This is a genomic window from Curtobacterium sp. VKM Ac-2852 (genome assembly GCF_013205045.1).
Lineage (GTDB): Bacteria > Actinomycetota > Actinomycetes > Actinomycetales > Microbacteriaceae > Curtobacterium > Curtobacterium flaccumfaciens.
In genome coordinates, this window is sequence record NZ_JABMLI010000002.1 from 325,250 (window position 1) to 348,294 (window position 23,045).

Here is a 23,045-nt window from a genome sequence, read left to right on the forward strand (position 1 = left end):
GGACGAGGGAGACCGTCATGACCGTTCGCCTCAACCCCTACCTCGGGTTCCGGAGCGGCGCCCGCGAAGCGCTCGAGTTCTACCACTCGGTCTTCGGTGGCACGCTCACCATCGGCACGTTCGGTGAAGCCGGCATGAGCCAGGACCCCGCCGACGCCGACAAGGTGATGCACGGGCAGCTCGACGGCGACCAGGGCCTGCTCCTGATGGCGTCGGACGCGCCGTCCGGCATGCCGACACCGGCGGAGAGCAGCATCTCGCTCTCGCTCAGCGGCGACGACCACGAACTGCTGACGCGGTGGTGGAACGGCCTCGCCCAGGGCGCGACGATCGTCGAACCACTCACCACCGCGCCCTGGGGCGACACCTTCGGCATGCTGACCGATCGCCACGGGGTGTCGTGGCTGGTCAACATCAGCGGCGCGACGAGCTGAGCGGCACCGAACCCACCCGCGCCGGCACCGGCCACCGCGGCACCCAGCACCGGACCTGCTCGGCGTAGCGGCGGAAGTCGTCGCCGAACCGTTCCGCCAGGTCGGATTCCTCGAGCGGGCGGACGATGCAGTTCCAGACCACGGAACCGGCGATCGCGTAGACGACGACCAGCCACGACGACAGCAGCAGGCCGACGGCGACACCCTGGGTGATGCCGGCGAGTGCCATCGGGTTCCGTACCGACCGGTACGGCCCGGCGACCACCAGGCGGTTCGCGGTGGCCGAGGGCAGCGGTGTGCCCTCGCCCTTCGTCGACATCGCCGCCGCCGACGCGATGCCGAGCGCGCTGGCCAGCAGGAGCACGACCACACCGACGACGGTGAGGGCGGTGACGACGGGTGTCGGTAGCTGCGGGTGCAGGCCCCAGCGGTGCTCCGCGAACGCGATGACCAGGGGGAGCACCCCGAGGAACAGGCCCCAGAAGACGACGATCTGCAGCACGGTCGCGGTGACGTGCCGGGAGCGCGGGGCCGCGGCATCAGCCGTCCGGATCCGCAGCGGACCGCTCGTCACCCACTCCGTCGGGACCCGTCCGAGCAGGACCAGGGCGAGGGCGACCGTCGACCCGATCGTGGCGGCCAGCATGACGAGCACGCCCCAGCCGGCCTCGCCGGTCACGGTGGCCCAGACGCTCAGGGCGACGAGCACCAGCGCGGTCCACACCGTCGTGACCACCGCGGAGGCCCGGACCCCGGCGGCGGCGAGCGCCGAGCCGACGACGAACAGCGGGACGTCGAACACGGCGACGAGCACCGGGTCGAGCGAGCCGAGCGTCGCCATGCGGATCCACGGCACCGTCGCGACGGCGATCCACCAGGCCGCTCCGCCGACGGCTTGCAGCGCGTAGTACCGCCGGCCCCAGGACATGGGTGCACGGTAGCAGTGCGCGGCGAGGGCCCGGGCCGTGGGCGCCCTCGCTCCCGCTGGTGGGTCAGTCGGTGTGGTTGATCTGTCCGAGCCAGCGGCCGAAGGACGGGGTGCGCTCGTCGTGCAGGCTGGGCAGGACGGGCTTCGGCAGGCAGGTGCGCTCGTCGGTGACGTTTCCGGTGCCGGTGCTCTTGTGGAGGTCGAGGCTCATGGTGGGCTCCTTCATGGTCGGTGGAGAGTTCGACACCGGGCGGGGCCGTTCCATTCCCATCAGACTCGATCCGCCCTGCGCAGTCGTCCAGCACCGTCGGGTTGTCTCGACGGCATGAGCGAGCACGACGACGAGCAGACCCGAGCCGACTTCGACGACGCGGTGAACATGACCGCCACCGAGCTGCGGAAGTGGCTCGACACCGACGAGTCGAAGTCCGTCGGGCAGAAGCCGTCCGGCGGGGGCGAATCGACCGGCCACGAGAGCGGTCGGCACATCATCCGGATCCTCGAGAAGCACGAGGCCGACCGCACCGACGACGACCTGGCGCACATGCGGAAGGTCGTCGGCTACGTCGCCCGGCACTCGGAACAGCGTCCCGACGGCGACGTGCACGACACCCCCTGGCGGTACTCGCTCATGAACTGGGGCCACGACCCGGAGAAGCACTGACGGCATCGGGCAGAATGGGAGGTGTGAACGAGACAGGCATGCCGCGCTTCCGACGGATCTGGTCGACCGTGCAGGTCGGTGTCCTCGCGATCGCCGTCGCGTTCTGCGTCGTGATGCTCGTGATCGGGCAGGGCAAGCTCGACCGGGTGTACGCGGTCGCCGCGGTGTTCTTCGGACTCGCCCTGGTCGGGCACAGCACCTACCTGTGGCTCGTCGCCCGGGCGAACCGCCGTCCCTGAGCGGGCAGCGCGGAACGGACCGGGTCGGCTGCGGGGTCCCGGCTAGCCGTTCTGGTGGACCCGCAGCCAGTCGATCGTCATCTGCTGCGGGAACCGCGTCGAGGCGTCCGGCGAACCCGGCCAGTTCCCGCCGACCGCGACGTTGAGGATCACGAAGAACGGCTTGTCGAACACCCACGTCGCCGAGCCGACGTCGGACCGGGTGACCGTCCGGTACGCGACACCGTCGACCGTCCAGGTGATGGAGCCGGGGCGCCAGTCGACCCCGTACACGTGGAAGTCGTCGGCGAAGGCTGCTCCGGACGGAGCCGTGTACGCCGCCGAGATGCCCTGCGCGCCGGAGTACCCGGGCCCGTGCACCGTGCCGTGCACGATCCCCGGCTCGTACCCGACGTTCTCCATGACGTCGATCTCCCCGCACGCCGGCCACCCGACCTGCCCGATGTCGGCGCCGAGCATCCAGAACGCCGGCCAGATGCCCTGACCGCGGGGGATCCGGATCCGCGCCTCGATGCGGCCGTACTGCGCGGTGTAGGTGCTCTCGGACTTCAGCCGGGCCGACGAGTACGAGCCGTCGGCCTCGCGGTGTGCGGTGATCACGAGGTTGCCGGCACCGTCGAGCGCCGCGTTCCGCCGCGAGTCCGTGTAGGTCTGCAGCTCGGCGTTGCCCCAGCCACCGGCACCCAGGTCGTACCGCCAGATCCCCGGGTTCGGCGCGCTTCCGGCCGGGCCGTCGAACTCGTCGGCGGCGAGCAGCACAGGGGCGGCAGCAGCCGCCGTGGTCGCTGCCTGCGCCGACCCGTCCGCGCCGATCGCCGTCGCGCCGAGGGCCGTCGTCGCGGCTCCGGCGAGTCCGAGCGTCATGAAGCGCCGTCGATCGATGTGCTGGTCCATGTCGTGCTCCCTGCAGCGCGATGGTGGTGTGGTCGTCGGATCATGCACCATCCGGACGAGTCAGACCAGGGCCGCACCGTGGTTGATCCGCCCCGCGCACACCGCAGCCGGCGCCGACGGACCCGTCAGCCGAAGCGCATCGCCAGCGGCACGAGCAGGCCCGCGACCCAGACGAGCACCATCACGAGGGCGCCGACCGCGATGAGCCGTCGGCGACGCCGCAGCTTCGGGCTCCGCTCCTCGCCCCACATCTGTGCACGGACCAGCACCCGGTTCGCCTGCTCGACGACCTTCCGCACCTCGGGGTCGTCGACGTCGAGGACACCGGAGCGGGCGTGCTCGGCGATGACCGCGGCTTCGTCGACGGTCAGGTCGTCCTTGCGCATGCTCCATCTTCGCACCGCGTGCAGGGGTACGACCCGGCTGTGCGGGAACGGACCACGGCCGGGTACCAAGGACACATGGGACATCGGTACCGCGGGAAGATCGTCGTCATCACCGGAGCATCGAGCGGCATCGGGAGAGCCGCCGCACACGAGTTCGCCCGGCAGGGCGCCACGCTCGTGCTCGCCGCACGCGGGCACGACTCGCTCGAGGCCGCAGCCGCCGAGTGCCGGAAGCTCGGCGCCGAGGCGATCGCGATCCCAACGGACGTCGCCGACGAGCACCAGGTCAAGGACCTCATCGGCACGGTGACGACCCGCTTCGGTCGCATCGACGTCTTCGTCGGCAACGCGGCCCTGTTCGTCTACGGCCTGTTCGAGCAGACCCCCACCGAGGCGTTCAAGCGCGTCGTCGACACGAACCTGTACGGGCACCTCAACGCCGTCACGCACCTGCTGCCGCACTGGAAGCAGCGCGGGAAGGGCACCTACGTGCTCGTCGGCTCGATCCAGTCGCTGCTCTCGGCGCCGTACCAGTCGGCGTACGTCACGAGCAAGCACGCCGCCCTCGGCCTGGTCGACGTGCTCGGCGACGAGTTCGCGGGCACCGGCATCCGGTTCACCGCACTGCTGCCGTCCACGATCGACACCCCGATCTACCAGAACGGTGCCAACTACACCGGCAAGACCTCGCACCCGCTGCCGCCCACCGTCTCGGTCGAGCGGGCGGGCCGTGCCGTCGTGCAGGCCGCCACGCACCCCAAGCGCTACCGCTTCGTTGGACGCATCCAGGCATCGCTCGTGCCGCTGCAGTACGTGTTCCCGGGCCTGTTCCACAAGATCACGAAGCCGATGGTGGAGACGTTCGCGCTCCGTGGCGAGGGCGCCCCGACCGACGGGAACCTCTACGCCCCCGCCGACGCCGCGAACGCTACGAACGGCGGCTGGGTCGCGAAGCGACGGCGCGTCACGCGCCCCGTGCTGTGGGCCGGAGCGCTCGTCGCGGTCGCGGCCGTCGCCCTGCGCCGACGCCGCTGACGGCCTGGAGGCACGGTGCCAGCCCGCACCGAGCCTCCCGTCCGCCCGTGCGTGCGTGCACAGCCGGGCGCACCTCCCCGAACCGGGCGTACCTGGCGGAACCGGGCGTACCTGCCGGAACCGGGCGTACCTGCCGTGATCTTCGTGGCAGGTTCGCCCGATCTCGCCAGGTATCGCAGCCGTTCTGGGAAGGAACGGGCGGCTAGAAGAGCTTCGCGCTCGCGCGCCGGGCACCCTCGCCGAGGGACTCGAGCTTCGCCGCGGCGATCTGCGGGTGCACGCGGCCGCCGAGGCCGCAGTCCGTGCCGGCGATGACGCGCTCACGCCCGACCACCGAGGCGAACCGCTCGATGCGCTGCGCGACGAGGTCGGGGTGCTCGACGACGTTCGCGGCGTGGCCGACGACACCGGGGACGATGACCTTGCCCTCGGGCAGGGTGACGTCCTGCCAGACGGTCCACTCGTGCTCGTGGCGGGCGTTCGCGGCCTCGAACGAGTACGCGCCGGCGTCGATGTCGAGCATCAGGTCGACGATGTGGCGGAGCTCGATGTCGGTGGTGTGCGGGCCGTGCCAGGAACCCCAGCACAGGTGGAAGCGCACGCGGCTGGTGTCGAGACCCCTGAGTGCGTGGTTGAGCGCCTCGACACGGATGCGGGTGAAGGCGCGGTAGTCCTCGGTGCTCGGCTCGGGGTTGATCTGGTCCCAGTTCTCGGCGATCGAGGGGTCGTCGATCTGCAGCACCAGGCCGGCGTCGAGGATCGTCGTGTACTCCTCGCGCAGGGCGTCGGCCCACGCCCAGATGTGTTCTTCCTCCGTCGCGTAGTACTCGTTCGCGATGCGGGCGGCGGAGCCGGGGGAGAGCGCCGTGATGAAACCGTTGTCCGCGCCGGCGGCCTCGACCGCGTGCTTGAGGTTCGCGGCGTCGGTGGCCGCGGCCTCGTGGCCGGTGTAGGTGATCGGGCCGGTCGTGGTGGGGAACGCGGTGGCGTTCTTGCCGGTGCCGATACCCGACGCCGGGTCGGTGTAGGCCTCGCGGAAGATCGTCCAGTCGCGACGGTCCGGGAAGCTGGTCAGCTGCACGTTGCCCGGGCTCGAGCGGACCGGCTGCTGCGTGAAGATGTCGGCGTCCGTGAGCGAGAGTCCGCTGACACGTTGGAACGAGTACCCCCACCACGCGCCGTAGTCGACGCTGTTCGACATCGCCTTGCCGAACTCGCCGTCGCCGGGCTGCGTGATGCCGAGCGCGGTCTGCCGGGCGACGACGTCGTCGACGGCCGCGCTCGTCAGGGCCCGGACCTCGTCGGTGGTCTCGAGCGTGAAGCCGTCGGCGGCCACGGGCCGCGCGGCGTTCGCGGCGATGAGCTCCGGGGTGCGGGGGAGTGATCCGGCGGTGGTGGCCTGGATGCGGTCGGTGTTCTCGAAGGGCATGCGCTGCCTTCCTCTCGATGGGTGCGGACTGTCGGGAGTCGGGGGCCGCGCGCGAGGCTTCGCGGTGCGCTGCAGTGCCACTCTGCCACGAGGGGTCGGGCCCGTTACGTTCCGCGACCACGGCTTCGTGCGGACGCCGAACGACAGGGTCGATGTCGTACGACACCGACTCGGTCGCCTGTTGCGTGCGCGGACAGTTGCAGGCGCGTCCGAACGACAGGATCGATGTCGTACGACGTCGACGGTGTCGTTCCTCGTCGACCAGCCCACCGCCCGCCCCGCGCCCGCCCCGGCCACCGCCCGCCCGCACGCGCGCGACCCCCGCCGACGCACGGCGACACGATCGTCGCGCCGACGGGCCACGCGTCGTACGGTCGACCCATGAGCACGACGACCCCGGCGAACGCCACGACACCGACCACCGCGACCTTCGCCGAGACGTGGACCACGTGGCACGACGACCACGAGCAGGTCCGGGCGAGCGAGCACGGGTTCCTCGCGATCACCAGCATCCGTTGGCTCACCGCCACGCCGGAACGCTTCGAGGACGCACCGGGCAGCTGGTCGACGGACGAGGACGGCCCGGTGGTCGCACTGGCCGAGGACGAGACGATCGAGGTCGACGGGCAGCAGGTCACCGGGACGCACCGGTTCGGCCCGCTGCCCGAGCGCTCGAGCACGAACGTGGTGTGGCGCGACGGCGACGAGACCGCGGTGATCGAGGTCGCCCGGCGCGGCGGCAGCGACCTGCTGCGCCCACGACACCCGTCGAACCCGACCCGCGTCGGCTACCACGGCACCCCGGCGTACGCCCCCGCTGTGCACTTCGTCGTGGACGCGCACTTCGAGCCGTTCGACACCCCGCGCGAGGTCACCGTGGGCAGCGTCGTCGACGGCCTGCTGCACGTGTACGAGGCCCCCGGCGTCCTGACGTTCGACCTCGACGGGCCGCGGTCGCTCCTGGCGTTCAACGGGCACGCCGGCGGCCTCCACGTGCTGTTCACCGACCGCACGAGCGGGGTCACGACGTACGCGGCGAACCGGAGTCTCGACATCGCCGCACCGGATGCCGACGGTGCCACCCGCATCGACTTCAACCGGTCGACGAACCTGCCGTGCGCGTACACCCCGCACGCGACCTGCCCGCTGCCGCCCGCCGAGAACCGGCTCGACGTGGCGATCGAGGCGGGCGAGCAACTGCCCGCAGCCTGACCGCGGAGCACGCACGGCCCCCGAGCGCGCACCGACGCAGCCGACCCGTCCACGAGAATGGGGGAGCCATGCCACGACCCACCTCCCGCATCCCGCTCAACACCCTCGCCGTCCCGTTCGGCCTCGCCGGCTTCGCCGAGACGTGGTCGTACGCCGCCCCCGTGCTGCACCTGCCCACCGTGGTGCCGCAGGTGTTCTGGGCGATCGCGGCCGTCGCGTGGGTGTGGCTGCTCGGTGCGCACGCCGTCCGGGGCGCACGCGTCAGCGAACGGCTCGTCGACCAGCTCCGCCACCCGGCGCAGGGGCCGATCGCCGCGCTCGTGCCCGCGACCGCGATGCTGCTCGGCGTCGACCTCGCGCGGTTCGCCCCCGTCGCCGGGCAGGTCGTCGTGCTCGCCGCCGTGGCCATCGCGGCCGGGTTCGCCGCCTGGCTGCTGAGCACCTGGTTCGAAGGCCGGCTCGCCCTGGAGTCCGCGCACGGCGGCTACCTGCTGCCGACCGTCGCCGCGGCCCTGGTCGCCTCGGTCGCCACGCACGAGGTCGGCGTCGGCTGGCTGTCCTGGCCGGCCCTCGGCGTCGGCGTGTTCTTCTGGGGCGTCATGACCGGCCTGCTGCTCATCCGGCTGGCGTTCCGACCGGCGCTGCCGGGGCCGCTCGTGCCGACGATGGCGATCCTGGTCGCGCCGCCGGCGGTCGCCACCCTGTCGGTGTTCGCCCTCACCGACGGAGCGGTCACCCTGCCCGTGCAGGCCATCGCGGGGCTCGGCGTCCTGATGGTCCTGGTGCAGCTGGCCCTGCTGCCGCGGTACGTCCGCCTGGCGTTCTCGCTCGGGTTCTGGTCCTTCGTGTTCCCGGCCGCCGCGGTCGCCACCGCCGCAGTGGAGTGGTTCCGGGCACTCGCGCTGCCGTCCGCCTGGATCCCCACCGCCGCGTTGCTGGCGCTGCTGAGCGTGCTCGTCGCGGTCGTCGGTGCCCGCTCGATCGGCCTCGCGGTGCACCACCTGCTCGGGCAGGCCGAACGGACCCTGCACGACGCCGACGACGAGGACGCCGCCCCCGGCCCCGTGACGGGCGCGACGCGCGTGGTCTGACGAGCGGCGCGGTCGGGCCGCGCAGGCGGCGGACGGGAGGCCCGTGGCGGCCCCGCCCCGCGCCTCCCGTCAGGTCGCGGGGACGCGTCTCCAGCCGCTGGTCGCCCGCCAGGCGAGCGCGTCGAAGTGGAAGACGCTGCCCATGCCGGGCTGGTCGAGGGCGCGCGTGATCGGGACGCCGCGCAGGTGGGCCAGGAGCAGCGCGCCGACCGCGCCGTGCGACACGATCGTGAGGTCGCCGGTGGCGCAGTGCCGGCGGACGGCCGCGACGATGCGCTCCTGGGCGTCGATCGCCCGCTCCCAGCCGCGGACCGATCGCTCGGGCTCGGCGAAGAACGTGTCGACGACGGCCTCGAACTCGGTCGGCGGCAGGTAGCCGGTCGCGCTCCGGTCGATCTCGCCCAGCAGCGGGTCGTGCTCCACCGACAGCCCGACGGCGCTGGCGAGCAGGTCGGCGGTCTCGACGGCCTTGCGCTCGGTGCTCGAGACGATCCGCCGGGAGCCCGGCGTCCACGCGAGCCGGTGTGCGGCGGCGGCCCGGACGCGTCCCTCGGGCGACAGCCCCCACGACTCGATCGGGACCGCGGGGTCGACCACCACTTCAGCGTGGGTCAGGAACGACGAGACCATCCGGCGATCCTCGCACGGTGCGAGGTGCGCCCCGGCCCCGTCCCCGGCCCCGTCTGGTGCGAGGTTGTCCACTCCGTGCCCGGTCTGTTCCGACGCACCGAGTGGACAACCTCGCACCGAGCGACGCCCCGCCGCCCGCGACGCCCCGCCCGCCCGCCGCGCGTCACACGGCGACACCGTCGGTCACGTTCCGCAACACCGCTTCGCCGCCCGGCCGAACCGTCCTAGCGTCGCCCCATGACCGTGCCCGACCGCATCACCCTCGTCACCGCGCTGCAGGGCGCCGGCTGGCATCCCGCCGCCTGGCGCGCCGCCGGCCCGGCAGCACAGCGCCTCACGAGCCTCCGGCACTGGCGCGACGTCGTCGTCGAGCAGGACCGGCTCGGAGTCGACGCCGTCACCCTCGAGGACACCTTCACCGCCGGCCCCACCGACCCCGACGGCGACCTCGACACGTCGACCGTCGTCGGCCGCCTCGACGCGCTCCTCGTCGCGAACGCGGTCGCCCCCGCGACCCGCGCGATCGGTCTGGTGCCGACTGTCTCGGTGACGCACACCGAGCCCTTCCACGTCGCCACGGGCCTCCAGACCCTCGACCACGTCTCGCTGGGGCGAGCCGGGTGGCGGATCCAGGTGAGCCCGACGACCCGCGAGGCCGCGCTCTTCGGCCGCCGCCCCGGCGGCGACGACGCGGCCGCCCTGTTCGCCGAGGCACGCGAGGTCGCCGAGGTCGTCGCACGACTCTGGGACAGCTGGGACGACGACGCGATCATCCGCGACGTCACGACGGGCCGCTTCATCGACCGCGACCGCATCCACAACGCGGCGTTCTCCGGTTCGTTCGTCTCGGTGCACGGCGCGTCGATCGTGCCGCGGTCGCCGCAGGGGCGCCCGCCGGTCTTCGCGCTCGCGCACCGTGCGGACGCGGCGGCGTTCGCCGTGGACGCCGCGGACGTCGTGCTGGTCACGCCCGGCTTCGACGGCCTGGAGGCGCAGGACGCGCTGGCACTCGTCCGTGACGCCGAGCAGGCGGCCGGGTCCGACGTCCGCCGTCCGGTGCTCGCGGACCTCGCGGTCCTCTTCGGGTCCTCCGCGGCTGCCGCCGCGGACGAGCTCGCGGCGCTCGACGCCGCGGCCGGTGCGCCGTACGCGCTCGGTTCCGGCTCGGACACGACCGTCCTCGCCACCACGGTCGCCGACCTGGTCGACCGGATCGGCGCGCTCCGTGACCTCGGTTTCGCCGGCGTCCGCCTCCGCCCGCTGCGGATCCCGATCGACTCGACCCCGATCGCCCGGCAGCTCGTCCCCGCCCTCGTCACCGCCGGCCTCCGTGCCGACGTGGCGTCCCGTCCCACCGCCGACCTGCGCACGCGGCTCGGCATCGCACCGGCGGTCAGCCGGTACGCCCGTCCGTCTTCCCTGGGGGTCTCAGCATGAACGCCAAGCGTCAGGTCCACCTCGCCGCCCACTTCCCGGGCGTCAACAACACCACGATCTGGAGCGACGACCGGGCCGAGAGCCAGATCGCGTTCTCGTCGTTCGAGCACTTCGCCCGCAACGCCGAGCGCGGGTTCTTCGACTACCTGTTCCTCGCCGAGGGGCTGCGGTTGCGCGAGCAGAAGGGACGCATCCACGACCTCGACGTCGTCGGGCGCCCGAACACGCTCGCGATCCTGGCCGCGCTGGCCGGGGTCACCGACCACATCGGGCTCGTCGGCACCCTGCAGACGACCTTCAACGAGCCCGTCGAACTCGCGAAGCAGCTCGCCACGCTCGACCACCTGACCGACGGCCGCGCCGGCTGGAACGTCGTGACGAGCTCGGACGCGTTCCACGGTGCGAACTTCCGCCGTGGGGGATTCCTCGACCACGCCGACCGGTACACGCGAGCCGCCGAGTTCTTGGAGCTGTCGCGCGAGCTCTGGGACTCGTGGGACTCGGACGCGATCGTGGCGAACGGGTCGGGCGCCGCCGGGACCCTGGCCGCCGGGGCCTTCGCCGACCGGTCCCGGATCCACGACGTCGACCACCACGGCCCGCAGTTCGACGTGACCGGCACGTTCCCGGTGCCGCGCAGCCCCCAGCGGCACCCGGTGATCGTGCAGGCGGGTGACTCCGACGAGGGCCGCGACCTCGCCGCCGGGCACGCCGAGGTGATCTTCTCGCTGCACACCGAGTTCGACGACGCGCAGTCGTTCTACCGCGACGTGACCGAGCGACTCGAACGGGTCGGACGGTCGAAGGACGAGCTGCAGATCCTGCCTGGCGCGACCTTCGTGCTCGGCGACACGGCGGACGAGGCCGAGGAACGTTCCCGGGCGATCCGCCGCGCCCAGGTCAGCCCGGCGACGGCGATCGCGTTCCTCGAACAGGTGTGGAACCGTGATCTGTCGTCGTACGACGTCGACGGGCCGTTGCCCTCGATCGAGCCGGACCTGGAGGGCGCCGACATCACCCGTGGCCGCGTCCGCCACACCCGCGACGTCCCCGCGCTGGTGCAGTCGTGGCGTGACCTCGCCGCGGCCGAACACCTGTCGATCCGTGACCTGGTCATCCGCGCCTCCACCCGTGGCGGCTTCGTCGGCACGCCCGCTCACATCGCCGCCGAGATCGACCGGTACGTGCAGGAGCGCGCCACCGACGGGTTCGTCGTCGTGCCGCACACCAACCCGTACGGACTCGACGAGTTCGTCGACCGGGTCGTCCCGCTGCTGCAGGAGCGCGGCGTGTACCGGCAGTCGTACGACGAGGGCGCAACGCTCCGCGAGACCCTCGGCCTGCCGGGGACGATCCGCTCGGCCCGCGGCGCGGGGGTGCTCGCGTGACGGTCCGCAGCCTCGCGATCCTCGTGCCGGGCAACTTCGAGGACGACGCCCCCGTGGACGGTCTCGACGCCACGCTCGGCCTCTTCGAGACGGCCGAGCGCCTCGGCGTCGACGGCGCCTGGGTCCGGCACCGGCACCTCGAGCACGGCATCGGCTCGGCCGCGGTGTTCCTCGCCGCCGCGTCGCAGCGGACCGCCCGCATCGAGCTCGGTGTCGCCGTCGTCCCGATCGGGTGGGAGAGCCCGTTCCGGCTGGCGGAGGACTTCTCGCTCGCCGACGTCCTGTCGCACGGACGCGTCCAGGTCGGGCTGTCGACCAGCTCGCCGCACGAGGAGGTCCTCGGCGACCTCGTGTTCGACGGCGACTGGCGCTCCTTCGACCGCGGGTACGGCCGGGTGACCCGGTTCGTCGACAACCTGCGCGGGACGTACCTCGGCGACGAGGACACCGTCATCCAGAGCCCCGGCGCCGTCCAGCGACCCCGGCTGCAGCCGTACGCCCCCGGGCTCGTCGACCGGGTCTGGTACGGCGGCGGGTCGCTCCGCTCGGCGGCCTTCGCGGGCAGCGCCGGGCTCAACCTGTTGATCGGCAACCTCACGTCCGGCGAGGGCACCGACGACTACGGCACCGCGCAGCGGAACCAGCTCGCCGCGTACCGTGCGGCGCTGCCCGTCGGCCGCGCGCCCCGGGTCGCCTGGGGGCGCTGCGTGGTGCCGACGGACTCCGCCGACCGGGTCTCGCGCGAGCGCTACCGGGCCTGGTACGAGTCACGGCTCGCCCGGCAGGCCGGGCCGCAGGGTCCGCGACGCACGCTGTTCTCCGCCGACCTGGTCGGGCCGGCCGAGCAGATCGTCGAGCAACTCGTGCACGACGCCACACTCGCCGAGGTCGACGAGTTCCGGGTCGAGCTGCCCTACGAGTTCGCCGGTGACGAGTACGAGCAGATCGTCGCGGACGTGGTCGCGAAGGTGGCGCCCGAGCTCGGTTGGAGCGCGCACCGGCAGCCGGAGGTGATCGCCGCGTGACCCGCTACGTGCTCGCCCGGATCGGGCAGGCCGTGCTCGTGCTCTGGGCGGCCTGGACGATCTCGTTCTTCGTCCTCTACGTGCTGCCGAGCGACCCGGCGCGGATCATGCTCGGTCCCGATGCCACCGACGTCACGGCGGCGCAGCTCGACGCGCTCCGGCACCGGTACGGACTCGACCAGCCCGTGCTCGTGCAGTACGTGCAGCATCTCGGGTCGCTGCTGACCGGCGACCTCGGTCGGTCCATCGGCGTCGGCCGCCCGGTCACCGAGGTGATCGGCGAAGCGGTCGGCCCCACGGTGCAGATCGCCGTCGCCGGACTGCTGCTCGCGGTCGTGTTCGGCGGAGGCCTGGCGGTGCTGGCGACCTGGACGCGGAACCGTGCGCTCGGCCAGTTCCTCCTCTCGCTGCCCCCGATCGGCGTCGCCGTCCCCGGGTTCTGGTTCGCGCTCCTGCTCGTGCAGTGGTTCTCGTTCGGACTCCACGTCTTCCCGGCGTTCGGCGGCGAGGGGCCGGCGTCCGTCGTCCTGCCCGCGATCACCCTCGCGCTGCCGACCGGGGCGACGATCGCCCAGCTGCTGTCGAAGTCGCTCGTGCAGACGCTCCGCGAGCCGTACGTCGACACCGCCTACGCCAAGGGTGCGGGTCGCTGGCGCGTGCAGCTCCGGCACGCCCTGCGGAACGCCGCCCTGCCGGCGCTGACCGTCACGGGGCTCATCGTCGGGCAGCTGTTCTCCGGCACCGTCGTCACCGAGACCGTGTTCTCACGCCCGGGGCTCGGCCGTGTCACCGCGACCGCCGTGCAGGGCCAGGACATCCCGGTCGTGCAGGGCATCGTGCTCGTCGCCGCGGCGGTCTTCGTCGTCGCGAACCTCGTCGTCGACCTGGTGTACCCGCTGCTCGACCCGCGCGTGGTCCTGGCCGGCAGTCGTCGGCGGCTCCGCGAGCAGGACGGCGCGGGCACCGGGACGACGCCGGGCGCGACCGCCGGGTCCACCACGACCGCACCCCAGGGAGCCCCCGCATGACCGACACCACCCAGCTCGCCCTCGGCCGCCCCGGCGTGCTCGTCGCCGACGGCGTCCCCGGTTCGCCCGGCGTCCGCAGCGGGGCGACCGCGGCGCTCCGCACCCTCGCCGCCCGCCCGACCCTGACCGTGGCTGCCGTCTGGCTCGCCCTGGTCGTCCTCGCCGCGGTGCTGCCGGGCGTCCTCACGCACCACGACCCGCTGGCCGCCGACCCCGCCGCGAAGCTCACCGCGCCGGACGCCGCGCACTGGTTCGGGACCGACCAGCTCGGCCGCGACCTGTACTCCCGGGTCGTGCACGGCACCGCGCTCACGCTGCAGGCCGCGGTCCTCGCGATCGTCATCGGCCTGGTGGGCGGGTCGGTCGTCGGACTCGTCGCCGGGTTCGTCGGCGGGGTCGTGGACACCGTCCTCATGCGCCTGGCCGACGTCTTGCTCGCGATCCCGAGTCTGCTGCTCTCGCTGACGATCGTCACCGTGCTCGGCTTCGGCACCGTCAACGTCGCCGTGGCGGTCGGCGTCGCGAGCATCGCCACCATCGCCCGGATCATGCGGTCCGAGGTCGTCCGGGTCCGCACCGCGGCGTACGTCGAGGCGGCGTCGGCGAACGGGAACCGATGGTGGCGCGTGCTGGCCGTGCACGTCCTGCCGAACGCCGCCGGCCCCGTCGTCGTCCTCGCCGCGCTCGAGTTCGGCACGGCGATCCTCGCCGTCTCGAGCCTGAGCTTCCTCGGCTACGGTGCCCAGCCGCCGGCTCCGGAGTGGGGCTCCCTCGTCTCGACCGGCCGCGACTTCATCGCCACCTCGTGGTGGCTGACCACCATCCCGGGTCTCGTCATCGCGGTCACGGTCCTCGCCGGCAACCGCATCGCACGGGCCCTCGACACCGAACGGCGGGCCGTCCGATGAGCCTCCTCAGCATCCGCGGCCTGACGGTCGCCTACGGTCGCGGCCGAGCCGCACGCACCGCGCTGCACGGCGTCTCGCTCGACGTCGGTCGCGGGGAACGCGTCGCGATCGTCGGCGAGTCCGGTTCGGGCAAGTCGACGACGGCGCACGCGGTCCTCCGGCTCCTGCCCGCAGCGGCAGCCCTGACCGGAGGCACGGCGCAGCTCTCCGGGGCGGCCGCCGGTACCGCGGACCTCGACCTGGTCACCGCGTCCGACGCCGCCGTGCGCTCGGTGCGCGGGCTGCGGATCGGGTTCGTCCCGCAGGACCCCACCGTCTCGCTCAACCCGGTGACCCGGATCGGCACCCAGGTCGCCGAGGTGCTCCGGATCCACGGGCTCGCCACGCGCGCCGAGGCCGCGGACCGGGCCGTCGAGGAGCTCCGTCGCGCCGGCATCGACCGCCCGGAGCTCCGTGCGCGGCAGTACCCGCACGAGCTGTCCGGCGGCATGCGACAGCGCGTCCTCATCGCGATCGCGCTCATCGGCGACCCGGAGCTGCTCGTCGCCGACGAGCCGACGAGCGCCCTCGACGTCACGGTGCAGCGGACGATCCTCGACCACCTGGACCGACTCGTCGCCGAGCGCGGCACGAGCGTCCTCTTCATCACGCACGACCTCGGGGTCGCCGCCGACCGGGCCGACCGCATCGTCGTGATGTCCGAGGGGCGGATCGTCGAGCAGGGCACACCCGCCGAGGTGCTCGGCGCACCCCGCGAGGCGTACACCCGTGCCCTGATCCGAGCGGCGCCCAGTCTCGACGACGCGCGCGGATCCGTGGGAGCCGCACCGCGCCTCCAGGCCGTCACCGGCACGCCCCTCGTGATCGCGACCGGACTGCGGAAGTCCTTCGACCGCGTGACCGCCGTCGACGGGGTGGACGTGACCGTCCCGCGGGGCCGGACGCTCGCGCTCGTGGGGGAGTCCGGCTCCGGGAAGTCGACGACCGCGCGCCTCGTCCTCGGACTCGAACGACCCGACGCGGGGGCCGTGCGGTTCGACGGCAGCGACGTGACGGGCGCCCGTGGCGGCACGCTCTGGGCGTACCGGCGGCGCGCGCAGATCGTGCAGCAGAACCCCTACGCGGCCCTGCACCCGCGCCTGTCGGTCGGGTCGATCATCGCGGACCCGCTCGCGGCGTTCGGCATCGGGACCCGGCGCTCCCGGCAGGCGCGCGCCGCGGAGCTGCTCGACCTCGTGGCGCTGCCCGCGTCGGCGGCGGCACGTCGACCGTCGGAGCTGTCGGGCGGCCAGCGGCAGCGCGTCGCCATCGCACGTGCGCTCGCGCTCGACCCGTCGTTCGTCGTCCTCGACGAGCCCGTCTCCGCGCTCGACGTGTCCGTCCAGGCGCAGATCCTCGACCTGCTCGCGTCGCTGCAGGAGACGCTCGGCGTCTCGTACCTGTTCATCTCGCACGACCTCGCCGTCGTCCGGCGCATCGCCCACGAGGTGTCCGTCCTCCGGGGCGGGCGCGTCGTGGAGCACGGCGGTGTCGCCGACGTCCTCCACCACCCGCAGCACGAGTACACCCGTGCCCTGCTCGACGCGATCCCCGGACGATCCCGGCGCGTCGCACCCGACCCCGCAGGCGTCGTCGTCGACGGCGCTGCCGCACCCGAAGGAGTCTCATGACCATCCACCGCACCCCGATCCGTCTGGTGGCCGCGATCGCGGCCGGCACCGCGGCGGCCCTGGTGATGGCCGGCTGCTCGTCGGGCAGCACCGCGTCGTCGTCCTCGTCGTCGAAGCCCGTCGACGGCGGCTCGCTCACCTACGCCGTCGCGAACGACCCCATCACGCTGAACCCCTCGGGTGTCGGCGCCGGCAACGACACACTCGCGATCACCCGCCAGCTCGTCGACTCGCTGCTCTGGCAGGACCCGTCGGACGGGTCGCTCAAGCCGTGGCTGGCGACGAAGTACTCGGCCAACGCGGACGCCACCGCCTTCACGTTCGACCTGCGCTCCGGCGTGACGTTCTCGGACGGCACGGCGCTCGACGCCACGGCCGTGAAGGACACCTTCGACGACATCGCCGCCGCCGGAGCCACCAGCACCGCCGCGGCGTACTTCTCCGGGTACCAGGAGACGAAGGTCATCGACGACGACACCGTCGAGGTCGACTTCACGACGCCGAACGCCGCGTTCCCGAACGCCACCGCGTCGGTCGCGCTCGGCATCGTCGCGCCGAAGACCACCGAGACGCCGTTCGACGACCGGGCCGACGGCAAGGCCGTCATCGGGACCGGGCCGTTCACGCTGTCGTCCTACACGAAGAACACCTCCACCGTCCTGACGAAGCGCAAGGACTACGACTGGGGCCCCGCAGCGCGGTCGAACACCGGGGCGGCGCACCTGTCCAAGGTGACGTTCCAGGTCGTCCCCGAAGCCAGCGTCCGCACCGGCAGCCTGCAGTCCGGGCAGCTCGACGCCATCAGCAGCGTGCAGCCGAGCGACGTCGACACGCTGCAGTCGCAGTACGAGCTCGTCACCCGCGCGAACCCCGGGCAGGTGTTCGGTCTCACGTTCAACCAGAAGCGCCCGCTCGTGTCCGACCTCGTCGTCCGCAAGGCGATCGCACAGGCCGTCGACCCGAAGACCGTCCGGGACACGTCCCTGAACGACCTGTTCGCGGTCGCGAACTCGGTCCTCGGATCGACGACCCCCGGCCACGTGGACACGTCGTCGTCGATCGAACACGACCCCGCGGCCGCAGCCTCGGCGCTGCAGGACGCCGGGTGGGAGAAGGGCTCGGACGGCATCCGCGCGAAGGACGGCAAGAAGCTGCAGCTCACGCTCATCTGGATCACGAACTTCGGGCCGAACCAGACCTCGCTCGAACTCATCCAGCAGGAGCTGCAGAAGGTCGGCATCGGCCTGACCCTCGAGAGCGGCACCGTGCCGCAGTACCTCGCCAACACCACCAGCGGCGACTGGGACCTGGCGTGGGACAACAGCTCGCGCGCCGACGGGGACGTGCTCCGCTCGAAGTTCTCGAGCGCCGGAGCACAGTCCATCGGCGCGTCCGACACCACGCTCGACGCGCTCTTCACCCAGGAGCTGTCGCAGTCCGACCCCGCCGAGCGCGCGAAGACCTTCGCGTCGATCCAGCAGCGGATCGCCTCGCAGGTCGACTTCGTGCCGGTGCACGAGCTCACGAGCATCATCGCCACGGCGAAGGACGTGCACGGCATCGCGTTCGGCGCGGACACCCGGCTCGACCAGCTCACCGGCGCGTGGAAGGACGCGTCGTGAGCGGCGCCCTCGAGCCTCGGGCGGTCCCGCTGTCGGTCCTCGACCTCGCGCCGGTGTCGGCGGGCTCCACCGCCGCGGCCGCTCTGCGCAACACCGTCGACCTCGCCAGGCGCGCCGAGCAGGCGGGGTACGCCCGGTACTGGCTCGCCGAGCACCACCTCAACCCCGGGGTGGCCGGCAGCGCGCCGACCATCGTGATCGGGGCGGTGGCCGGCGCGACCTCGACGATCCGGGTCGGGAGCGCCGCGACGCTCGTCGGCAACGTCCGGGGGCTGCAGATCGCCGAGACCTTCGGCACCCTCGCCGCGCTCTACGGTCCGCGGATCGACCTCGGGCTCGGGCGCTCGGGTGCGCCGGCCCCCGGCACCCCGAAGTCCCCGTCGCTCGCGCCGCGCGAGGACGAGGTCGTCGACGGACTCGTCATCCCGGCGCCGTTCGACTTCCGGATCGCGCCCGGCAGTCGGTTCGCGCTGCAGGGGGAGCTGCTCGGCCGGGTGCCCGGCGACGTCGACCGGTTCGAGGGAGAACTCGACCTCATCCGCGAGCTGTTCGCCGGCACCTGGTCGCGGGACGGCTCGGTCGTCGAGGCCCCGCCCGCCGCCGGAGCACCCGTCGAGCTGTGGATCCACGGCTCGACCGGCGGCGCGAGTGCCCGCGCGGCGGGTGCGCTCGGACTGCCGTACGGCGCGAACTACCACACGTCCCCGGGCACGGTGCTGGCGTCCGTGCAGGCGTACCGAGATGCCTTCCGCCCGGGAGTCCTCGACGCCCCGCACGTCATCGTCTCGGCGGACGTGGTCGTCGGCCGCACCGCCGCGGAGGCCGCGGATCTCGCCCTCGGCTACGGCCAGTGGGTGCACTCGATCCGCTCCGGGGTCGGGGCGATCGAGTACCCGACGCCGGCGTGGGCACGGGAGCACCCGCTCGTCGCCGCCGACGAGGCCTCGGTCGCGGATCGCCTCGCGACCCGGTTCGTCGGCGACGCGGGGTCGGTGGCGGACCAGCTCGAGACGCTGCAGCGCGTGACCGGAGCGGACGAGCTGCTCGTCACGACGATCACGCACGACCATGCTGCGCGGGTGCGGTCGTACGAGTTGCTCGCGGAGGAGTGGGCGGCGCGCGCGGTGTCGCCCGTTGCGGCGTCGCCCGGTGCGGTGTCTCCCGCCGCGGCGGAGGCTGCGGTGGGCTGACGCGGCTGTCCGTGCGTGTGCATGTTCCGACGTCCCACGAGTCGATCGACTCGTGGGACGTCGTTCGTTGCGCACGCATCTGGTGCGTGTGCATGGTGCGACGTTGCGCGCGTCGATCGACTGGTGGAACGTCGTTCGTTGCGCGTGCATGGGGCGACACGGCCGGCGTCGTGCGACTGCGGCGGTGTCGTTGGCCCGCGTCCGCGATGGTGCGCGCGTGCACGGTGCGACTCCGTTGACGTCGTGCGACTGCGGCGGTGTCGTTGGCCCGCGTCCGCGATGGTGCGCGCGTGCACGGTGCGACTCCGTCGACGTCGTACGACGTACACGGTGTCGTTCGGCATCGGCCGACGCGTCACGACGCCCGCGCCCGCACGCACGACGCCCGCACGCACGACACCCCCGCGGCCAGGACGGCCACAGGGGTGTCGGACAGCGCGCGCGGCGTCAGCTGGCGTCGAGCGGCAGGCCCTCCGGGTTGAGCTCGGACTGCTTCACGGCCTCGTTCGACAGGTTGTAGGCCGTGAGCCACTTGGCGTAGGTGCCGTCGTCGATGAGCTCGTTGATCGCGCCCTGCACCGGCGCGGCCAGCCCGTTGCCCTTCTTGGTCGTCGCCGCGATGAGCCCCTGCAGCGAGCCGCCGGCGCCGGAGTAAGTCCCCGCGGTCGTGGTCGCCTTCGCCGTCCCAGCGTTCTGCTTGTTCTGGTACGCGATGGTCGGGTTCGGGCCGAGGTAGCCGTCGACCTTTCCGGACTGCACGGCGAGCAGCTTCGCGTTGGCGTCCGGGTAGTACTTCACCGTGATGGTCTTGCCCTCCTTCGCGAGGTCGGCCTTCCACCCGAGCAGGATCTTCTCCTGGTTCGTGCCGGAGTCCGTCGCGATCGTCTTGCCGGCGAGTACGGACGGGTCGCCGTCGAACGTGAGCGAACTGCCCTTCTTGACCTGCAGGGCGAGGTTGTCCTGCCGGTACGAGGCGAAGTCGTACTTCTCTTTCCGCTGCTCGGTGACGGTGATGTTCGACAGTCCGACATCGGTCGAACCGCCGTCGATGCCCACGAAGAGGTTGTCCCACGTCGCGTTCTTCACCTGCGGTTCGAGCCCGAGCTTCGCGGCGACGAGTCGGCCCAGGTCGGGTTCCGAGCCGGTGAGCGTCTTCTGGTCGTCGCCGGTGAACGCGAGCGGCGGGTACCCGGACGGCAGGGCACCGATGCCGATGACGAGTGTGCCGGACTTCTTGATCGAAGCCGGGAGCTCGTCGTGGAGCTTCGAGTCCTCGGTGACGCGGACTTTCGTCTCGGTCGCGGCGCCGTTCGACGCAGCTCCGATCGTGACGGTGCCGTCGGACGAGCCCGAGCCCGAGCCCGAACCCGAGCCGGAGCCGGAGCCGGCGTTCGCGTTCGCGGCGCAGCCGGCAAGGGCGACGACGACGCCGGCTGCGAGGACGAGGGAGCCGGCGCGGTTGCGCCAGCGGGACGGGGTGTTCGTGGACATGGTTCTCCTTGGGGTGCGTGCGGGGATCGGGGATCAGGGGTCAGCGGACGCGGGACAGGAAGTCACGCGTGCGAGTGTGCTGCGGGTGGTCGAGCACCTGGGCCGGCGGGCCCTGCTCGACGACCCGCCCGTGGTCGAGGAACACGACGTGGTCGGCGACCTCGCGGGCGAAGGCGATCTCGTGGGTGACGATGACGAGCGTGGTGCCCGTGTCCGCCAACCCCCGGATGACCCCGAGCACCTCGCCGACGAGCTCCGGGTCGAGTGCCGAGGTCGGTTCGTCGAGCAGGACGACCGACGGCTCGAGCGCCAGCGCCCGCGCGATGGCCACGCGCTGCTGCTGCCCGCCGGAGAGCTGCCGCGGCCGGGTGTCGCCACGGTCACCGAGTCCGACGCGCTCGAGCAGGGCCGCTGCGCGGTCGCGCGCCACGGCACGGGGGACTCCGGCGGCGATCGGCCCCTCGGCCACGTTCTCGAGCGCGGTCAGGTGCGGGAACAGGTTGAAGTGCTGGAACACGAAGCCGATCCGCGACCGCTGCCGCAGGATGTGCCGCTCGGGCAGCTCCTTCCAGCGGGGGACCCCGTCGCGGCCGGTGCGCAGGCGGACGCCGATGGGCTCGTCGCCGACGGTGACGACCCCGCGGTCGAGCGGCTCGAGGTGGTTGATCGCCCGGAGCAGCGTGGACTTGCCGGAACCGGAGGGGCCGAGGACGACGGTCACGCTGCCGGACGGCAGCGACAGGTCGACGCCGTCGACGACGACCGTGTCGCCGAACGCCTTGACGGCTCCGTGGATGCTGATCGCTGCGCTCATCAGATGGTCCTGTCGTCGATGGTGGAAGCGGGGCCGGACGCGACCACGCGCGCGGCGGAGGCGGCCTGGCGGGGGCGATCCGGGCCTCCAGGCCGTCTCGACCCACGTCCGGAACCGCGACGCACGGCGGCCCGCACCCGCTGGAACGGCGTGGGCGGCAACGCCCGGACGGAACCGCGGGCCGTCCACCGCTCGACGTAGTACTGGACGATCGACACCGCGCTGGTGAGCACGAGGTACCAGATCGTGGCGACGACGAGCAGCGGGATGATGTCCGTCGGGTAGGTGTTCGACAGGTTCTGCACCACGCCGAACAGGTCGAGCAGCGAGACGTAGAACAGCAGCGACGAGGCCTTCAGCAGTCCGACGACCTGGTTGACGAACGCCGGCACGATCGACCGCAGCGCCTGCGGCAGGATCACCCGCACGAACTGCCGGCGACGGGGGAGCCCGAGCGCCTGCGCGGCCTCGTGCTGGCCGTGGTCGACGGCGAGCACGCCGGCGCGGACGATCTCCGACGCGTAGGCGATCTCGCTGAGGCTCAGCCCGATCACACCGATCGCCAGGTCGCCGAGCACGTTGGCGGTCGGCACCTGGAACTGCGGCCCGAAGGGGATCCCGATGCCGATGGTCGGGTACAGCGACCCGAGGTTGTACAGGAAAACGAGCACCAGGATGAGCGGCACCGACCGGAACAGCCAGACGTACCCCCACGCGAGCCCGGACAGCACCGGGTTCTGCGACAGCCGTGCGATCGCGACGACCACACCGCCGGCGAAGCTGATCACCGCGCTCAGCGCCGTCGCCGTCAGCGTCAGCTGCAGTCCGGTCAGGACGGCGGGGCTGAACAGCCACTTGCCGACGGCGGGCCAGCCCCACTGCTCGTTGGTGAACAGCGTCTCGACGAAGTTCAGCAGCACCACGAGCACGAGGGCCGCGGCGATCCACCGCAGCGGGTGGCGCAGCGGCACGACGGGGCGGTCGAGTGCGGCGTGTCCGGCCGCGTCGATGGTCGCGGTCTCCGGCCTGGAGGCGCGGCTCGGCTCGGGCGTCCGGCCCGCGTCGTCGACGCTGGTCGCCTCCCGCTGCGGGGCCCTGGTGGTGTCGGTCATGTCGCGACCGTAGGAGGCCCGGGCGGCGCCGACAACGCCTCGCGCAACACCCCGCCACGCGACGCAACACCCGGCCATCCGGCGCAACGCGGCGTCACAGAACGCCTGCCCCGCGTGACGTTCCGTGACGGCGGACGGAGCGCTACCGTTGCGCCATGACAGCGCATCGTGTGACCGCCCCGGTGCCCCCGGCGGACGGCACCAAGGTGAAGGGTCCGGCGTCGTACTTCCCGAGCATCGAGGCGAGGTACGGGCGCCCGGTGCAGGAGTGGCTCGACCTGGTCGCGGACCGGCTCGACGGCCACCAGCACATGGAGGTCGTCGGGTGGCTCAAGTCCGAGCACGGCCTCGGGCACGGGCACGCGAACGCCCTGGTCGCCTACGTGAAGCACGCGCTGGCCTCCTGAGCCGACGTGCG

General features: G+C 72.6%; 24 protein-coding genes. 15 read left to right on the forward strand and 9 right to left on the reverse strand.

Annotation, left to right across the window (positions count from 1 at the left end; genetic code table 11):
- Positions 1-17: 17 nt before the first annotated feature.
- Positions 18-434, forward strand: a complete 417-nt coding sequence (locus HQQ79_RS07960) for a VOC family protein (RefSeq protein WP_027465416.1) — start codon at positions 18-20, stop codon at positions 432-434.
- Here the strand turns inward: HQQ79_RS07960 and HQQ79_RS07965 are convergent.
- Positions 415-1,362, reverse strand: coding sequence for an isoprenylcysteine carboxylmethyltransferase family protein (locus tag HQQ79_RS07965; protein ID WP_173033531.1), 948 nt, complete (start codon positions 1,360-1,362; stop codon positions 415-417). The two genes, HQQ79_RS07960 and HQQ79_RS07965, sit on opposite strands and share 20 nt — an antisense overlap.
- A gap of 64 nt (positions 1,363-1,426) precedes the next feature.
- Entirely contained in the window at positions 1,427-1,573 is a 147-nt protein-coding gene (locus HQQ79_RS07970; protein WP_173033533.1) for a hypothetical protein, read from the reverse strand.
- Positions 1,574-1,687: 114 nt separating this feature from the next.
- On the opposite strand from HQQ79_RS07970, the gene HQQ79_RS07975 reads away from it, so the two are divergent.
- Positions 1,688-2,026, forward strand: coding sequence for a DUF3140 domain-containing protein (locus HQQ79_RS07975; RefSeq protein WP_173033535.1), 339 nt, complete (start codon positions 1,688-1,690; stop codon positions 2,024-2,026).
- A gap of 38 nt (positions 2,027-2,064) precedes the next feature.
- On the forward strand, positions 2,065-2,265 hold the full coding sequence (locus HQQ79_RS07980) for a hypothetical protein (RefSeq protein WP_111110269.1): 201 nt from the start codon (positions 2,065-2,067) through the stop codon (positions 2,263-2,265).
- Between the two features lie 42 nt (positions 2,266-2,307).
- On the opposite strand, the gene HQQ79_RS07985 is transcribed toward HQQ79_RS07980, so the two are convergent.
- Entirely contained in the window at positions 2,308-3,159 is an 852-nt protein-coding gene (locus tag HQQ79_RS07985; protein WP_173033537.1) for a family 16 glycosylhydrolase, read from the reverse strand.
- A 125-nt stretch (positions 3,160-3,284) separates the two neighbouring features.
- Complete coding sequence (locus HQQ79_RS07990) at positions 3,285-3,545, reverse strand: hypothetical protein (protein ID WP_027465422.1); 261 nt, start codon at positions 3,543-3,545, stop codon at positions 3,285-3,287.
- A gap of 75 nt (positions 3,546-3,620) precedes the next feature.
- On the opposite strand from HQQ79_RS07990, the gene HQQ79_RS07995 reads away from it, so the two are divergent.
- A complete protein-coding gene (locus HQQ79_RS07995) occupies positions 3,621-4,580 on the forward strand; it encodes an SDR family oxidoreductase (protein WP_173033539.1) in 960 nt (319 codons plus the stop codon).
- 202 nt (positions 4,581-4,782) lie between these two features.
- Here HQQ79_RS07995 and HQQ79_RS08000 read toward each other — a convergent pair whose 3' ends face one another.
- Positions 4,783-6,009 (reverse strand): cobalamin-independent methionine synthase II family protein, encoded by a 1,227-nt coding sequence (locus tag HQQ79_RS08000; RefSeq protein WP_173033541.1) that lies wholly within the window; start codon positions 6,007-6,009, stop codon positions 4,783-4,785.
- Between the two features lie 381 nt (positions 6,010-6,390).
- Between HQQ79_RS08000 and HQQ79_RS08005 the strand changes: the two genes are divergently transcribed.
- Positions 6,391-7,221 (forward strand): DUF1684 domain-containing protein, encoded by an 831-nt coding sequence (locus HQQ79_RS08005; RefSeq protein ID WP_173033543.1) that lies wholly within the window; start codon positions 6,391-6,393, stop codon positions 7,219-7,221.
- A gap of 68 nt (positions 7,222-7,289) precedes the next feature.
- Positions 7,290-8,312 carry a transporter gene (locus tag HQQ79_RS08010; RefSeq protein ID WP_173033545.1) on the forward strand — a complete coding sequence of 341 codons (1,023 nt, stop codon included), beginning with the start codon at positions 7,290-7,292 and terminating at the stop codon, positions 8,310-8,312.
- Positions 8,313-8,381: 69 nt separating this feature from the next.
- Here HQQ79_RS08010 and HQQ79_RS08015 read toward each other — a convergent pair whose 3' ends face one another.
- The gene (locus tag HQQ79_RS08015; RefSeq protein ID WP_173033547.1) at positions 8,382-8,942 is read right to left on the reverse strand and encodes a histidine phosphatase family protein; all 561 of its coding nucleotides are present in this window, start codon (positions 8,940-8,942) and stop codon (positions 8,382-8,384) included.
- Positions 8,943-9,179: 237 nt separating this feature from the next.
- Between HQQ79_RS08015 and HQQ79_RS08020 the strand changes: the two genes are divergently transcribed.
- Genes HQQ79_RS08020 through HQQ79_RS08055 form a run of 8 tightly spaced genes read left to right on the forward strand, consistent with a single transcriptional unit; the run spans position 9,180 to position 19,210 of the window.
- Positions 9,180-10,379 (forward strand): LLM class flavin-dependent oxidoreductase, encoded by a 1,200-nt coding sequence (locus HQQ79_RS08020; protein ID WP_173033549.1) that lies wholly within the window; start codon positions 9,180-9,182, stop codon positions 10,377-10,379.
- Positions 10,376-11,767, forward strand: a complete 1,392-nt coding sequence (locus HQQ79_RS08025) for an NtaA/DmoA family FMN-dependent monooxygenase (RefSeq protein ID WP_173033551.1) — start codon at positions 10,376-10,378, stop codon at positions 11,765-11,767. The genes HQQ79_RS08020 and HQQ79_RS08025 overlap by 4 nt, the downstream gene beginning before the upstream one ends.
- A complete protein-coding gene (locus HQQ79_RS08030) occupies positions 11,764-12,792 on the forward strand; it encodes an LLM class flavin-dependent oxidoreductase (protein ID WP_173033553.1) in 1,029 nt (342 codons plus the stop codon). The genes HQQ79_RS08025 and HQQ79_RS08030 overlap by 4 nt, the downstream gene beginning before the upstream one ends.
- A complete protein-coding gene (locus tag HQQ79_RS08035) occupies positions 12,789-13,820 on the forward strand; it encodes an ABC transporter permease (RefSeq protein WP_173033555.1) in 1,032 nt (343 codons plus the stop codon). Before HQQ79_RS08030 ends, HQQ79_RS08035 begins: the two co-directional genes overlap by 4 nt.
- The gene (locus HQQ79_RS08040) at positions 13,817-14,728 is read left to right on the forward strand and encodes an ABC transporter permease (RefSeq protein WP_173033556.1); all 912 of its coding nucleotides are present in this window, start codon (positions 13,817-13,819) and stop codon (positions 14,726-14,728) included. The genes HQQ79_RS08035 and HQQ79_RS08040 overlap by 4 nt, the downstream gene beginning before the upstream one ends.
- Positions 14,725-16,398: an ABC transporter ATP-binding protein gene (locus tag HQQ79_RS08045; protein ID WP_173033558.1), complete on the forward strand. Its 1,674-nt coding sequence runs from the start codon at positions 14,725-14,727 to the stop codon at positions 16,396-16,398. Before HQQ79_RS08040 ends, HQQ79_RS08045 begins: the two co-directional genes overlap by 4 nt.
- Entirely contained in the window at positions 16,395-18,020 is a 1,626-nt protein-coding gene (locus tag HQQ79_RS08050; protein ID WP_173033560.1) for an ABC transporter substrate-binding protein, read from the forward strand. Before HQQ79_RS08045 ends, HQQ79_RS08050 begins: the two co-directional genes overlap by 4 nt.
- The gene (locus HQQ79_RS08055) at positions 18,017-19,210 is read left to right on the forward strand and encodes an LLM class flavin-dependent oxidoreductase (protein WP_173033562.1); all 1,194 of its coding nucleotides are present in this window, start codon (positions 18,017-18,019) and stop codon (positions 19,208-19,210) included. The genes HQQ79_RS08050 and HQQ79_RS08055 overlap by 4 nt, the downstream gene beginning before the upstream one ends.
- Before the next feature lie 447 nt (positions 19,211-19,657).
- On the opposite strand, the gene HQQ79_RS08060 is transcribed toward HQQ79_RS08055, so the two are convergent.
- The 3 genes from HQQ79_RS08060 to HQQ79_RS08070 are packed head-to-tail and all read right to left on the reverse strand — an operon-like array spanning position 19,658 to position 22,627.
- Positions 19,658-20,701: a transporter substrate-binding domain-containing protein gene (locus HQQ79_RS08060; protein WP_173033564.1), complete on the reverse strand. Its 1,044-nt coding sequence runs from the start codon at positions 20,699-20,701 to the stop codon at positions 19,658-19,660.
- 40 nt (positions 20,702-20,741) lie between these two features.
- A complete protein-coding gene (locus HQQ79_RS08065; protein WP_173033566.1) occupies positions 20,742-21,515 on the reverse strand; it encodes an amino acid ABC transporter ATP-binding protein in 774 nt (257 codons plus the stop codon).
- On the reverse strand, positions 21,515-22,627 hold the full coding sequence (locus HQQ79_RS08070) for an amino acid ABC transporter permease (protein WP_173033568.1): 1,113 nt from the start codon (positions 22,625-22,627) through the stop codon (positions 21,515-21,517). The genes HQQ79_RS08065 and HQQ79_RS08070 overlap by 1 nt, the downstream gene beginning before the upstream one ends.
- Positions 22,628-22,782: 155 nt before the next feature.
- On the opposite strand from HQQ79_RS08070, the gene HQQ79_RS08075 reads away from it, so the two are divergent.
- Entirely contained in the window at positions 22,783-23,034 is a 252-nt protein-coding gene (locus tag HQQ79_RS08075; protein ID WP_173033570.1) for a DUF4287 domain-containing protein, read from the forward strand.
- Positions 23,035-23,045: the final 11 nt, after the last annotated feature.